Raw genomic sequence first — 14,775 nt, 5'->3', positions numbered from 1 at the left:
ATCGGTTTTACATTTTACATTCCACCGGGGAATTATAGATACAAATACTGGTTTCATCTATCTTTTACGTTTTTTCCGGTGGTGGTACGTAATTTGCCCGTATTCAATATATTTAACTGCCATTTGAGCCATATCTGTCAGCTGTTTTGTACCATCTGCCTGTAAAAATTGGGTTATGATCATACAACTATGCGGACTGTCGGGAGCGGGAAAAACAACCATTGCCACCCAGGTGAAAAGCAAAGCAGCAGCATACGGTATAGCTGTGGAGATCATTGACGGGGACGCTTACCGCAAGGCATTATGCAAAGATCTGGGCTTTTCCAAAGAAGACCGCTGCGAAAACATACGCCGGCTTGGCTTTGTAGCCAGCAAGCTATCGGTGCATGGCGTGGTATGTATTATCAGCGCCATTAACCCGTATGAAGCTGTGCGCCGGGAGCTGGCCCGCACTTATAAACAGGTACGCACGGTGTTTGTGGACTGTGACCTGGAAACCCTGGTGCAGCGCGACACTAAGGGCTTATATAAGCGTGCCCTGCTGCCCCACGGGCATCCCGACAAGCTGTATAATTTAACCGGCATTAATGATCCGTTTGAAGCGCCTGCCGCCCCGGACCTGCATTTACATACACACCGGCAAACAATAGACGCCTGCGCCAGTGAAATACTGGCCATGATCCGGCACGCTGCCGGGCACGAAGCCATGCACCGTTATGCGCGTACCTGAGCATGCACGCGCGTAAGTAAAATCATTCGTCATTTATGGAGAACAATGTTTTGGTAATTACCGGTATGCACCGGTCAGGTACTTCCCTTATTACACAATGGCTGCATACCTGCGGGCTGCATGTGGGCGCGCAGCTGATGGGGCCTGGTTTAGGCAATGAGGACGGGCATTTTGAGGACCTGGACTTTTTTAATTACCACCGGCAGGCGCTTGGCGCGCACCACCTGGGTGAGAACGGGTTCATACATCATACGCTGAAAGCCCTGCCTGAAAAGCATGTGCAGCAGCTGAAGGTTTTGCTGCAAAGCAAAAACGCTGCGCAGGAGCAATGGGGCTGGAAAGACCCGCGCACCTGCCTGTTCCTGGACTTTTACCGGCAGCTGCTGCCGCGTGCCCGTTACCTGGTAATATGGCGCAGCTACCAGCAGGTAGTAAGCTCTATGCTTACACGCCTGTATCAATTTGAGCTGGAGCAACGCCGCCTGAACAAAAGCCGGCTGGCTTACCGGTGGTGGAACCTCATCAAAGGCAGGCATTTTAAAGCAGCGCTCTGCAAACAGTTTGCGGCAGATTTTTTAAAGGTGTGGATCAATTATAACGAAGCCATCCTGCAGCATATAGGGCAGCTGCCGCATACGGCTTACCTGGTGGTGGACCACGCTTCGCTGCCGGCAAAGGCCCGGCAGGTGTTTGATCATTTATCCGGTCAATGGCATTTTAAATTGCACTACCACGCTTTTGAAACCGTGTATAAAGAAAAGCTGCTTAGTCCTGTAATAGATGTTGACCCCTATATTACCGATACCGGATTACGCGCTCATGCCGCCCGCGTGCAGCAGCAGCTGGCAACAGCAGGAAAGCGGCATGTCATCTGAGTTGCCGGGCTGCTATTCCGCAAACTCCCATGCGCTTTGATACGCATTGCGGTTCGTTGCATAGGTAATAAAGTCTGCATAAAAAGGCAGCTGTGAAAGGGTGCCGCTGTCGCCAATGACCACCAGCTTTTTACGGGCGCGGGTCATGGCTACGTTCATACGGCGTATGTCGGAAAGGAAGCCGATGTTGTTTTCCGTGTTGCTGCGGGTCATGCTGATGTACACGATGTCCCGCTCCTGTCCCTGGAAGCTGTCTATCGTGTTCACGGATATTTTATTGCGGTGCGCCTGCAGCACCGGCGTATGCAGCAATAGCTCCTGCAGCACCTGTACCTGTTGCTTGTAGGGAGAAATAATAGCGATGGTAGGAAAATCCTGCGGCTGATAATACGTATGCAGCGCGGTGGCCAGCAGTGTTAAATGCCGGAACAGGAAGGCGGCTTCCTCCGGGTTGGTGGTGCTGGTGCCATCCTGCTTTTCTTCAAACCCGCAGCCGGCGGTGTCTATAAAGGCCAGCGGCATATCTTCGTTAAACAGCAGGTGCTGCGCAACAGAGGCGTGCGCCTTCAGCTGGTCGCTGTAAAAAATGCCGGATGAGTAGCCCATGATCATTTCGTGCATGCGGTACTGTTCTTCCAGCAGCACCACTGCTTCGGGATGCAGTGCCACGCATTTTTCCAGCAGGGTATGGTTTAAGCCTTTACGCGCCGCCTCATGCGATTTAATAGTGGGCGGCAGCTGGCAGTGGTCGCCGGCCAGCACTACCTTTTGCGCTTTAAGAATAGGGATCCAGCAGGCCGGCTCCAGGGCTTGCCCCGCCTCATCTATCACCACGGTGTGGTATTTCAGGCGGCGGATGGCGTAGTTATTGGCGCCTACCAGCGTGGCGGTAATTACCTGCGCTTTGGTAAGCACATCGTCAATAATGTATTCCTCTGTTTTCTCTACCTGCTTCATAATGTTGCGGGCTTCATCAAACAGTGCCTTGCGCTGCTCGCGCTCTGCTTTGCCAAAATTGCGTTTGTATTTATGGGCCATATCACGGAACTCATTGGCCTGTTTTTTCAGGCGCTTGATCTCCCTGTTGCTGTTGTGTTCCGCCATTTTGTTCTCCAGCGTTAAAGCCAGCAGCCTTTCCGATACCCGTGCGGGATTGCCGATGCGCAATACATTCAGCCCTTCATCCGACAGGCGCTCGCTTAGCAGGTCTACCGCGGCATTGCTGGGCGCTACTACCAGTATTTGCCGGTGTTCCTGTTTTATGAGCGCTTTAATGGCCTGCACCAGCGTAGTGGTTTTGCCGGTGCCGGGCGGGCCGTGCACAATAGCCAGGTCGTTGGCAGCCAGTATTTTAGTAACGGCTGCGTTCTGGGAGGCGTTCAGCCGCGGGTTGTTAAAAGGCGGCAGCTCATTGTGGAAGGCAGGTTTTTGCTGCCCGGTAAGTATTTGTATCAAACGTCCTTCTTCATGCTTTTCGCCCAGGGCAATGGCTTGTTTCAGGGCGTTCTGCATTTCGTCATAGCTGTTGTCGTCAAACAGCAGATCAATACCCAGCTTACCGTCGCGGCTCCATTCCGGCAGCTCGTCGGTGCGCAGGGTTATTTTCATGCGGTTGCCGCCCTGCCAGGCAATGGTGCCTTCTACACGATTATTTTTAGCATCGTGGTTGGAGAATAAGGCGGCGGAAACGCCCGGCCGGAACTGGTGGGTAAGGTCCTGGTTGGTGGTGCGTTCCACTTCTACCGTTAAATAATCGCCCCGGCCCAGCTCTGTATCTTTAATGGCAACAGGGTACCAGGTAAGGCCGTTGGCGCGGCGTACATTTAAGGAGGCGGTAGCGGTAAGTTGCTGGTAGGTAAGGCGGTCTTCTTCCTCTTCAATCTTCAGCAGGTCAAGCAGCTTTTTGAAATAGTCCATCCTGCAAAGATACGGCGTTCAGGAAGAATACAGGTGGTTGCTGCTGTTGTTGCGGCACTGAAAAGCAAAATCGTTCCGCTGGCTGAACAGCCCGCCTGCGCGGCATTAACGCTTGCAGGGAATGCCGGCCTTTGCCGCACATTATAGAACAGTGTTTATATAGGCCAGGTAATACAACGTTTGTCAGTGGGCAAGGATGCTGCCTGGTTGTAACTAATAAAACGAAATGTCCAATTTTACAAAACGAAATGTCCTGTTTTTCAGGTTGTCAAAATTATACAAGTTGGCCAGGGACAATGAATTACTCAATTTACGCCGGTTAATTTTGAATACCCAACTGTCCCTCTAACTGTATCTCCAGCATTTATATTTAATTAATTTAATTTTTTATCACACGATTAATCAATTAAAAAAGGAAGTTTTTTTATTGAATATTAGGAAAATACGGACATTTGGTTTTGCCTGCGAAACAGGATTAAATCTCTAGGAACCCGCTACTGGAAAGCACTGCAGACTATTCTGGAAAAAGCTGCTTTTGGGACATTTCGTTTTACTGGCCATATATAGCATGGCGATGTTGTCTACTGAAAAATAAATTTGCGTAACCAAACGGTTTCTTATATATTGCAACCAATTGGTTACATAATCCACAAAACAATTACCATGCAACACGAACCACTGATGCTGGAGCGCACTTTTAACGCGCCGGCAAACCGGGTATGGAAAGCCATTACAGATGTTAAACAAATGAAGGAATGGTATTTTGACCTGGACGATTTTAAACCGGAAATTGGTTTTGAGTTCAGCTTTACCGGCGGCGATGAAAAGGAGCAGTTCACACACCGTTGTAAAATAACGGAGCTGGTGCCTGGCAAAAAGCTTACCTACAGCTGGCGTTATGAGGGGTACGACGGCAACTCATTTGTAACCTTTGAGCTGTTCCCCGAAGGCAGCAAAACACGTTTAAAGCTTACCCACGCAGGATTGGACACCTTCCCTCCAATTCAAAGCTTCGCCAGGGAAAACTTCCTGCAGGGCTGGACGGCGATCATTGGCACCAACCTCAAAGCATTTGTGGAAAAGCCGCTTGAGCAGGACCAGGCATAGCCGTTATACCATAATTATCCAACCATCCTCATTTGCCGGCAGGCAGATGCATGTTCGCTTATACCGCCGCTAAAACCTGGTCGGCATGTAAAATGCTATATGTAAAATGTAAAAGGGACGTATGGCCACTCACTTTTTCATGTAGCATTTTACATTCAATATTTTACATTTTCCGGAGGTTGCTATTTATATAAATAGCTAGGCGGTAACGTTCCATCCCCCCGCTTTTATTATTATCTTCAGTGCCGTCATCAACACGTTATGTTCACCTGCATAAAGCAGAAAAACCTGTCCCATGACTTCAAGAAGATCATTCATTAAAGCCACTACACTGGCTTCCGCCGGCCTGCTCATCCGCCCCTCCGCGTTATTACCCGTATCTTCCCGCTATATTGGGCTGCAGCTGTACACGGTAAGGGATGCCATGCAGCAGAATGCTGCGGGTACCCTGCAGCGGGTGGCCGGCCTGGGCTACAACGCTGTAGAAGGTGCTACCTATACCGGCACGCAGCAGTTTTACGGTATGAACGCCAAAGCCTTTGCCGCATTACTGAAACAGCAGGGCCTTGTTATGCCCAGCAGCCATTACCGCCTGGGAGCGGAGAAAATGAAAGGGGCCGATGTAAAAGGCACCATGCTGCATGGTTGGGATAAAGCGGTAGACGATGCAGCTACCGTAGGTATTCAATACATGGTGTGCGCCTTCCTTTCCCCGCAGGAGCGCGGCAACCCGGATCATTACAAACAGCTGGCGGCTGATTTTAATAAAGCCGGCGAAACCTGCAAAAAAGCTGGCATACAGTTTTGCTACCATAACCACGACTTTGAATTTCAGCAACAGAACGGCCAGTACCCTTACGATATATTACTGCATGATACAGATGCCGGCCTGGTAAAAATGGAAATGGATATTTACTGGGTTACCAGGGCAGGCATGGATCCGGTTAAGCTGATGAACGAGCACCGGGGCCGCTTTCCACTTTGGCATGTAAAGGATATGGATAGCACGCCGGAACGTAAGTTTACAGAGGTGGGCAGCGGCACCATTAACTTTAAGAACATCTTCAAACATGCGCAGGAAGCCGGTTTAAAATACTTTTTTGTAGAGGAGGATAAATGTCCCGGTGATCCGTTTGCAAGCATTGCCAAAAGCATAGGCTACATTAAGAAAAACCTGGTATAGCAGGCTGTTAATAACATATGTTATGAGAAAAAGGTTATTCCACGTCAGCCTGCTGCCGGTGCTTATATGCACTGCGCTTGCCGCTCATGCGCAAAACAGTTCCCTAGGTATTTTTGATGGCCATACCGATGTAGGCAACCCTGTAAAGCCGGGTACCGCTACCTATATTGCGCAAACGCAGCAATACGTTATTTCCGGCGCCGGCTATAATGTGTGGTTTGATCACGATGAATTTCATTATGCATATAAACGCCTTAGTGGTGATTTTATCCTGTATGCCCGCGTAGCCTTTGTTGGCAAAGGTATAGAGGAGCACCGCAAGGTGGGCTGGATGGTGCGTAAAAGCCTGGACAGTAACTCCGCCCATGTAAATGTAGTAGCCCATGGGGATGGCCTCACCTCCCTGCAGTACCGCAAAACCGCCGGGGCTAACACAGAAGAGATACGATCGGCCCTTACCCATGCCGACGTGCTGCAGCTGGAAAGAAAAGGCAATACCTACACCATGCGGGTAGCGCGTTTTGGAGAGCCATTTGTAACGGCGCAGGTAACAGATATTGACCTGGGCAACGAAGTGTACGTGGGCCTGTTTACAGGCAGCCATAATGCCGATGTGCTGGAAACCGGCGTGTTCCGCGATGTGCGCATTACCGCGCCGTTCCAGGGGGAAGCGGATGCCGGCACCCGTATGACCCTGGGCAGCAACCTTGAGCTGCTGGACATTGCTACCGGCAACCGCGAAATTGTATATACAGTACCTTATTCCATACAGGCCCCTAACTGGATGGCTAACGGCAGATCGCTGGTATTTAACGACTACAAAGGCCTTATGTATACCTTTGATCTTGCCGCGCGGCAGCCCGTGCCGCTTAATACCGGGGAAATAAAAAACAACAATAACGATCATGTGCTGTCTTTTGACGGCGCCATGCTGGGTCTTAGCAGCAATGTAAAAGCGCTGGGCGGCTCCATCATTTATACGGTGCCGGTAACCGGCGGCACGCCTAAGCAGGTAACGCCAAAAGGCCCGTCGTACCTGCATGGTTGGTCGCCGGATGGTAAGTACCTGGTATTCTGCGGGCAGCGCAACGGTGAGTTTGATGTGTACCGGGTGCCGGCAGCCGGCGGTAAAGAAATACGGCTTACTAACACAAAAGGTTTGGATGATGGGCCTGAATATTCGCCGGATGGGAAGTATATTTACTTTAATTCCGTGCGCTCCGGCACCATGCAGATATGGCGCATGCGGCCGGATGGCAGCGGGCAGGAGCAGGTAACGGACGATGCATTCAATAATTGGTTCGCACACATATCGCCGGATGGAAAGTGGATGGTATTCCTCTCTTTCCTGAAAGAAGAAGTAGAGCCGGACGTGCATCCGCCTTATAAGCACGTGTACCTGCGCCTGATGCCCGTAGCCGGCGGCGCGCCAAAGGTGATTGCCTACTTTTACGGCGGGCAGGGCTCCATTAACACGCCCTCCTGGTCGCCCGACAGCAAGCGCATTGCCTTTATCAGCAACACGGATATGAGCAGTAAATAAAACAGACCTGATTAGCAAATGAACATGAACAGACGTTCGGCCCTCCGCACCCTGGTAGTGGTAACAGCAGGCGTAACCCTGCTGCCGTCCTGTGTGCAGCGCCCGCGTAAAGCGGCTGTGGCCTACAAACATTTGAAGCTGAACGGGGAGGAGGAAGACATGCTGGCAGCCATGGCCGCCATTATTATTCCCACTACCTCTACCCCCGGCGCAAAGGAAACCGGCGCGCACCGGTTTGCATTAACCATGATAGATGATTGCTGCAGCGCGCAGGAGCAGGCGCAGTTTTACGATGGCCTGCAAAAATTTGAGGCCCTGGTAAAGCAAAAAGAAGGCAGCCCCTTTCTTAAATGTACACCTGCGCGGCAGCAGCAGTGGGTAGCCACCCTCAACACCGGTAAAAACCTGCCTGATAATGTAAATGCCTTTTTCCATTTGCTGAAAAGGTACACCATAGAAGGCTTTACCGGATCGCAGTATTTTTTAACCAAAGTAAAGGTGTACGAGCTGGTACCCGGCCGTTTCCACGGCTGTATAGCAGTAAGCAAAGTATCACCCGCAATAGATAACTGAGCATATGAGCAATAGTAAGCAGGATAATACTTTTGACGCGATTGTAATAGGCGCCGGCATGAGCGGCGGGTGGGCCGCAAAAGAGCTGTGCGAAAAAGGATATAAGACGTTGCTGCTGGAACGCGGCCGTAATGTGCAGCACTTAAAAGACTATCCAACCACCAACATGTATCCCTGGGAGTTCAGCCACCATGGCCAGGTACCGGCAGATATACAGGAAGCCAATCCCTCCATCAGCCGTTGTTACGCCTACCGGGAAGATGCCATGCACTTTTTTGTAAAAGATACGGAGCATCCTTACGTACAGGATAAGCCGTTTGACTGGATCCGCGGTTACCAGGTAGGCGGCAAGTCCATTATGTGGGCGCGGCAAACACAGCGCTGGAGCGATTATGATTTTGAAGGTCCGCAGCGCGACGGCTTTGCGGTTGACTGGCCTATCCGCTATAAAGACCTGGCGCCCTGGTACAGCTACGTAGAAAAGTTTGTAGGCATCAGCGGTAATAAGGATGGCATACCCAACCTGCCGGATGGCGAATTTCTGCCGGCCTGGGAGCTTACCTGCGTGGAAGATTATTTTAAAGGTGTGGTAGCAAAAAATTATGAGAACCGCCACGTGATATATGCACGCTGCGCACACCTGTCCCAGCCCGGGGAAATACACAAGCAGCAGGGGCGCAACCAATGCCAGGGCCGTAACCTGTGCCAGCGCGGCTGCCCGTTTGGCGGTTACTTTAACAGTAACTCCACTACCATTCCCTGGGCGCAAAAAACCGGTAATCTTACTTTGCGCCCGTTTTCCGTGGTGCATAGTATTATATACGATGAGCACAAGGGCAAAGCCGGTGGCGTACGTGTGATTGATGCAAGCACCAAAGCAGTAAGTGAATACTACGCCCCGGTTATTTTTCTGAATGCAGGCGCTTTAAATACCAACCTGGTGCTGCTTAACTCTACCTCCTCCCGCTTTCCCAACGGGTTAGGCAACGATAATGGCTTGCTGGGCAAGTATGTGGCGTTCCACAACTACCGGGCACGCATATCCGCTGTTTACGACGGGTTTAAGGATTTTACCACCGATGGCCGCCGTCCTACCAGCGCCTATGTGCCGCGTTTCCGCAATGTGTTTAAGCAGGAAACAGATTTCCTGCGTGGCTATGCCGCCTCCTTTTTCTCAGGCCGTTTCCACGCGCAGGACACCTCCGGCATAGGGGAGGAGCTGAAGCAGCAGCTGGCCGGCGCTGCCCTGAGCCCCTGGTACGTATCATCACAGATGATGGGAGAAACCATTCCCAAGGAAAGCAATATGGTAAGCCTGCATGCGGATAAGAAGGATGAATGGGGCATTCCGCTGCTGCGCATCAACATCGGGTATGATGACAATGATGAAAAAATGGTGCAGGATTTCTTTGAGCAGTTTAAGGATATGTATACCAAAGCAGGGTTTACCAATATCGAAACCTTTGACAGCAAACAGGCGCCTGGGCTGGATATTCACGAAATGGGCGGCGTGCGCATGGGGCACGATCCCAAAACATCGCTGCTGAATAAATGGAACCAGCTGCACGCATGCAAGAATGTATTTATTACCGATGGCGCCTGCATGACCTCTACCTCTACGCAGAACCCGTCGCTTACCTATATGGCGCTTACTGCCCGGGCAGTGGATTATGCAGTGTCTGAAATGAAAAAAGGAACGTTGTAGAAGGTCGCACACTTAATTCATAATTCGTAATTGACGAATTCGTAATTCATAAAAAACAAATTCCGGCCAGCTTAACAGGCCGGAATTGTTTTTTTACGCCGGAATGCCGTTCAGCGCGTTCATGGCGGCAATGGGCGATACCTTCAGCGCTTCATAGATCTTAGCCGTATTGCCGGTATGAATGCTGAACACTTGCTGCTCCATGCTGCTCAGCAGGTCCTGTGCAACCACTTCCGGTGCAATGCCGCTGGCGCCGCCAATAGCAGCGGAAAAATCGGTGTTCACCAGGGGCGGCATCAGCTCAAACACCTGTATGCCGGTATCTTTGAGGGCAAGGCGCAGTATTTTGGAATAAGAGTGCAGGGCCGCTTTGCTGGCGCTGTAGGTAGGAATATGCAGGCCCGGCGCATACGCAGCAATGGAGCTTACATTTACAACAGCGGCGCTGGGCTGCTGCTGCAGTATAGGCAGCAGCTTTTCCGTAAGGCGTATTACAGATATGTAGTTCGTATGCATTTCATCGGCAGCTGCTTTCCAGGTTTCAACGCCCGGCTCCAGCTTGTGGTAAGCAGCATAGCCGGCATTGTTCACCAGCACATTCAGCTGCGGAAACCGGGTACGAATGGTTTCCGTAAGCTTATCTACATCCGCTTCGCTGCTTACATCGCTAACCAGTGTTGTTACACCGGGAAGCGCGGACGCCGCTTTTTCCAGGCGTTGGGCATCGCGCCCGGTAATAATTACCCGGTTGCCTTTTTTAAGAAATGCTTTGGCTATTGCAAAGCCAATGCCGGCGCTGCCGCCGGTTATCAGGATGGTGTTGTTGCTCGTTTTCATGATGTTTATATTTTTATTATTATAGATAGATACCGATTGGTATTTAATAATACAAAAAGAAAGCCTATACGCAAATGCCGTTTACCAGGTCGGCTACTGCATCCATCACCAGCTCCATATCCTTGTTCTTTTTGGTAGTGCCGGCAAGCATAATGCCGCCTTCAATCATGCTAAGCATGCCGGTGGCGAACTTGCGGGCATTTATGCCCTGCACAAACTCGCCCGCTGCCATGCCTTTATTCACCAGCTCTTCCAGGAACCTGCGGGAATTTTCCAGGGCCTGCGCCGCTTTTTCGCGCAGCAGCTCGTGGGTATCATCTGCCTCCACGGCAGTGTTCAGCATGGGGCAGCCCCCTTCAGGGAAGGGCGTTTTCCGGCTGGGGCGGTATATATCTGCATACAGCAGCAGCTTTTCCCTGTAGGTAGCAGCTTTTTCCAGGGCGCTGCGGATAATGCCTATCCGTACTTTTAAATTGTACTCAAACGCAGCCACGGCAATATCTTCCTTATTCTCGAAGTTCCCGTAAATAGCGCCCTTTGTCATACCGGTAGCTTCCGTCAGGTCCGAGATGGAAGTGCCTGCATATCCCTTCTTATTGAATATGCCGGCAGTGGTTTCAATGATCCATGCCCGTGTTTTTTCCGATTTCGGCTCAAATTTCATGATACAAATATAGATACCAATTGGTATCTGACAAAATATTTTTTTCTGAAGAAGGCGGCTGGTTTTTTCCCGCAGAATATTATAAATTGGAAGCATGAAAATGGTTTACACCTGCATGGCCCTGGCCTGCTTCCACGTTGCTGCGCTTCATGCACAGGAAAAAAACGTTACGCTCGACTCCTGGTTTAACAATGAGCATCAGAAAAATGCCGCCGGCAAAATGGTGTCTTTCCATTATAAGTGGGAAGAAACAGGTAATAACGGCTTCTCAAAGCTGGGCGATGCATTTAAAGCGCAGGGCGCCACCCTGCACACGCTGTATGCAGCACCTACCGCCGCCACCCTGGAAAACGCCGATATATATATAATTGTGGACCCGGATAATGCTAAAGAGTCGCCCGATCCAAAGTTCATCCGTAAACAGGATGTAGCGGCCATTAGCCGTTGGGTAAAAAACGGCGGCGTGCTGCTGCTGCTGGCTAACGATAGCGCCAATACGGAGCTGCAGCATTTTAACGGGCTGGCCGCCGTATTTGGCCTGCACTTTAATGATGAACGCATTAACCATGTGATAGACGATGCCCATTTTGAAGACGGCGCTATCCCGGTAAAAAATGACCCGGTGTTCCGCACCACCAAAAAAATATTCATGAAAGATGCCTGCTCTATCAGCGTACAGCCGCCCGGCAAAGCGCTGCTCACCTCCGGCGGCGCTACTATTATTGCCGCTACCAGCTATGGCAAAGGCACGGTGGTAGCTGTAGGTGATCCCTGGCTGTATAACGAGTATGTGAACGGCCGTTTGCCTGCAGGTTATGAAAACGATAAAGCCATGACCGACCTGGTTACCTGGCTGCTGGCCAAAGTACCGGCAAAGCAATAAGCTAACACGTTGTAGTACTGCTAACCGCTCCTGTAGCCGCAGCGCCGGTACAGAAAATTTGCAGGCAAAGGAAAACTTGACTAAATTGTATTTCCTTTAGCTGCATAGCGTTATGAAATTTTGTGCCTTTATAGCTTTTTTAGTTTTGCTGCTGAATGAGGTCAGTTTTGCTCAATCCTATGGGTTACAGTTCCAGAGTCATGAAGTAGTGCCGGAAAAAAGAACCGCCCTTAACCTGACGCCTGATGGTCCGCTGTGCCTGACTGGCCCTATTGAAATTTCCTTTGACCTGAGCTTTGTTCCTTATCATGATATTTATTTCGGGTACATCCTGCGCGTAATTTTCAGCAACAGCACAAATATTGACCTGGTATATAACCAGAAGACCGGCCGCTTTGATTTCCTCATAGGAGAAAAATTTTCCAGGGTATTTGCCATTGATACCGCCACCCTCTTCAGAAAATGGAGCACCTGCCGGCTGAAGATAGATCCCTCCGCACAGGAAGCTACCCTGTTTGTAAACAATAAACAGGTAGCAAAAGGGCGTGGCAATTTCGGAAAAGATGTTTGCTGCCGCCTGCTGTTTGGCGCCAATAACTTTGAAGGTTTTCAGATGATGGATATTCCGCCTATGAACCTGCGGAATATCGCCATTTGGGAAGGCAGCAGGAAAAAGTATTACTGGCCCTTGTCGGAAAGCAGCGGCAATCAAAGCCGGGATAGCTTACACGGAAAAATGGCCGAAGTAAGAAATCCCGCCTGGATCCGTCCACAGCACCAGCGATGGAAGCAGGTGCAGGAGCTGAAAATAAAAGGTGTTCCCAGCGTGGCCTTTGATAAGAACAACGAAGTGCTGTATGTAGTAGCAGCAGACTCTCTCTATAAAATAGCTTTTCATAACGGCGCCCTGAGCAGCCTTGCGCTGGCAGAAAAGCATGATACGCTGCTGCCCGGTAACCAGTCTGTATACGATCCGTTCCTGCACCAGCTGTATAATTTTTATATTGACCAGCGTAAGGTAAGCACCTTTGACACCACCACGCATAAGTGGAGCAGCAATTTCAGCCCCGCGCCGCTTACCGTGTACTGGCACGCCAACAAATTTATTTCCGGCTACGACAGCTCGCTGTATATACTGGGGGGCTACGGGCAGCTGGAATATAAGAACCGGGTGCAGCGCTATTACCTGCCCGGCCGGGAGTGGGACACTATGCTGGCTACGCACGGCGACCGTTTCCTGCCGCGCTACCTGGCCGCATTAGGCGCCAATGAAAAAGGCGACACCGCTTACATTATAGGCGGCTACGGCAGCAGCACCGGCAGCCAGGTGGTAAACCCAAAGTATTATTACGACCTGCTGACCTTTAGCGTTAAAGACCGCACCTTTAAAACCGTTTACCGGCTGGCGCAGCCCGAGCAGCAGTTCTGCTTTGCCAACAGCCTGGTAATTGATGCCGCCGCCAAAGAATATTATGCGCTGGTATACCCGAATGACAAGTTCAACTCTGAGCTGCAGCTCATACGCGGCTCCCTGCAATCGCCCGGTTACCAGCTGCTGGGCACCACCATCCCTTACAGCTATCATGATGTGCAGTCGTTTGCCGACTTGTATTATTGCGCCAACAGCAAAAAGCTGGTAGGCGTAACCATTTATACATCTAAAGAAGGAACGGCCAGTGTAAAAGTTTACACCATTGCCTTTCCACCCAACCAGCTGCTGCCGCCTGCGCCCGAAAAACAAACGCCGCGCCGGTGGTATTACCTGGCGTTGCTGGCATTGGCAGGAGCAGGAGCAGGCGTATGGGGCTACCGGAAACGGAAACGTAAAAGCGCGCAGCCGCCTGCTGTAAATGCGCCGGTGCCCGAAGAAGAGCCGGAGGCTATTGGCCATATGGCCACGCTCACCCCTGTGGAAGAAGAAGAATGCCCGCCTGCCAAAGTATTTTTATTCGGTCAGTTTGAGGTATATGACAAGGAAGGGCAGGATGTAACCCGCTCGTTCACGCCGTTGCTGAAAGAGCTTTTCCTGATTATCGCCACGCACACATTATGGTCCGGCAAGGGCATTTCATCCGAAAAGCTGTATGCCACGCTGTGGCGCGATAAGTCCAGCAAGGAGGCGCAGAACAACCGTTCTGTGAACATGGTAAAGCTCAAAGCCATACTGGATAAGCTGGGTACCTGCAGCTTTGTAAAAGACGCCGACCGCTGGAGCCTGCATTATTCCAAAGACTGTATATATATAGACCTGGAAGCTTTTCTGCAGCTGTGCCGCCCTTCGGGCGTGCATACCAGGAAAGAGCTGCAACAGCTGCTGTCTATTATACAGCGCGGCTCCCTGCTGGCAGATACGGCCTATCCCTGGCTTGAAGATATGCAGTCCGAAATTTCCGGCATGGTCTTATCCGCACTGTCGGCCGCAGCCGTGCAGTTCAACGGCGACCCCGAACTCCTTATAGAAATAGCTAACGGCATTTTTGTTTTTGACCCTGTAAATGAAGAGGCCCTGCGTGTAAAATGCAAAAGCCTGGGCCAGCTGGGCCGCCACTCTATGGCCAAAGCCCTGTTTAACAAGTTTGCCAAGGAATACCATCATATGTATGGGGAGGATTTCCATGGTACTTTTAATGAAGTGTTTAATGAGATGAAGTAAAAAATATGGGACCGGATAATCCCAAACTTACTCATAACCAGCCTGTTACAAGAAAATAATATAACGCGTTAAGGCCGCTGTTAAAGCAGCCCTACAAATTAATTT

Annotated in this window: 12 protein-coding genes; 9 read left to right on the top strand and 3 right to left on the bottom strand. The window is 50.7% G+C overall.

All coding sequences use genetic code 11. The features are described 5' to 3' along the window. The first annotated feature begins 175 nt into the window (after positions 1-175). Positions 176-730, top strand: a complete 555-nt coding sequence (gene cysC / locus VFS25_RS02295; RefSeq protein WP_326460494.1) for an adenylyl-sulfate kinase — start codon at positions 176-178, stop codon at positions 728-730. A 35-nt stretch (positions 731-765) separates the two neighbouring features. Further along, positions 766-1,605 carry a sulfotransferase gene (locus VFS25_RS02290; protein ID WP_326460493.1) on the top strand — a complete coding sequence of 280 codons (840 nt, stop codon included), beginning with the start codon at positions 766-768 and terminating at the stop codon, positions 1,603-1,605. 12 nt (positions 1,606-1,617) lie between these two features. Here the strand turns inward: VFS25_RS02290 and VFS25_RS02285 are convergent, their stop codons facing one another. Further along, positions 1,618-3,522: an AAA domain-containing protein gene (locus tag VFS25_RS02285; RefSeq protein WP_326460492.1), complete on the bottom strand. Its 1,905-nt coding sequence runs from the start codon at positions 3,520-3,522 to the stop codon at positions 1,618-1,620. 663 nt (positions 3,523-4,185) lie between these two features. Here VFS25_RS02285 and VFS25_RS02280 point away from each other — a divergent pair. The 5 genes from VFS25_RS02280 to VFS25_RS02260 all read left to right on the top strand — a co-directional run bounded on the left by VFS25_RS02280 (position 4,186) and on the right by VFS25_RS02260 (position 9,633). Then, positions 4,186-4,629: an SRPBCC domain-containing protein gene (locus VFS25_RS02280; protein WP_326460491.1), complete on the top strand. Its 444-nt coding sequence runs from the start codon at positions 4,186-4,188 to the stop codon at positions 4,627-4,629. Between the two features lie 295 nt (positions 4,630-4,924). Beyond that, positions 4,925-5,812, top strand: a complete 888-nt coding sequence (locus tag VFS25_RS02275) for a sugar phosphate isomerase/epimerase (RefSeq protein WP_326460490.1) — start codon at positions 4,925-4,927, stop codon at positions 5,810-5,812. Between the two features lie 22 nt (positions 5,813-5,834). After that, positions 5,835-7,355 carry a biopolymer transporter TolR gene (locus VFS25_RS02270; RefSeq protein WP_326460489.1) on the top strand — a complete coding sequence of 507 codons (1,521 nt, stop codon included), beginning with the start codon at positions 5,835-5,837 and terminating at the stop codon, positions 7,353-7,355. A 24-nt stretch (positions 7,356-7,379) separates the two neighbouring features. Then, positions 7,380-7,928, top strand: a complete 549-nt coding sequence (locus VFS25_RS02265; protein ID WP_326460488.1) for a gluconate 2-dehydrogenase subunit 3 family protein — start codon at positions 7,380-7,382, stop codon at positions 7,926-7,928. A gap of 4 nt (positions 7,929-7,932) precedes the next feature. Beyond that, on the top strand, positions 7,933-9,633 hold the full coding sequence (locus VFS25_RS02260; protein ID WP_326460487.1) for a GMC family oxidoreductase: 1,701 nt from the start codon (positions 7,933-7,935) through the stop codon (positions 9,631-9,633). Positions 9,634-9,726: 93 nt separating this feature from the next. On the opposite strand, the gene VFS25_RS02255 is transcribed toward VFS25_RS02260, so the two are convergent. Both VFS25_RS02255 and VFS25_RS02250 read right to left on the bottom strand, forming a co-directional pair. Next, positions 9,727-10,470: an SDR family oxidoreductase gene (locus VFS25_RS02255; protein WP_326460486.1), complete on the bottom strand. Its 744-nt coding sequence runs from the start codon at positions 10,468-10,470 to the stop codon at positions 9,727-9,729. A gap of 64 nt (positions 10,471-10,534) precedes the next feature. Continuing rightward, the gene (locus tag VFS25_RS02250) at positions 10,535-11,134 is read right to left on the bottom strand and encodes a TetR/AcrR family transcriptional regulator (protein ID WP_326460485.1); all 600 of its coding nucleotides are present in this window, start codon (positions 11,132-11,134) and stop codon (positions 10,535-10,537) included. 94 nt (positions 11,135-11,228) lie between these two features. On the opposite strand from VFS25_RS02250, the gene VFS25_RS02245 reads away from it, so the two are divergent. Further along, complete coding sequence (locus tag VFS25_RS02245) at positions 11,229-12,017, top strand: DUF4350 domain-containing protein (RefSeq protein ID WP_326460484.1); 789 nt, start codon at positions 11,229-11,231, stop codon at positions 12,015-12,017. Positions 12,018-12,129: 112 nt separating this feature from the next. Then, complete coding sequence (locus VFS25_RS02240) at positions 12,130-14,670, top strand: hypothetical protein (protein WP_326460483.1); 2,541 nt, start codon at positions 12,130-12,132, stop codon at positions 14,668-14,670. Positions 14,671-14,775: the final 105 nt, after the last annotated feature.

Source organism: Chitinophaga sp., assembly GCF_035761305.1.
GTDB lineage: Bacteria > Bacteroidota > Bacteroidia > Chitinophagales > Chitinophagaceae > Chitinophaga.
Note: the sequence above shows the minus strand (reverse complement) of the source record. Positions and strands in the feature narration are given on the sequence as shown.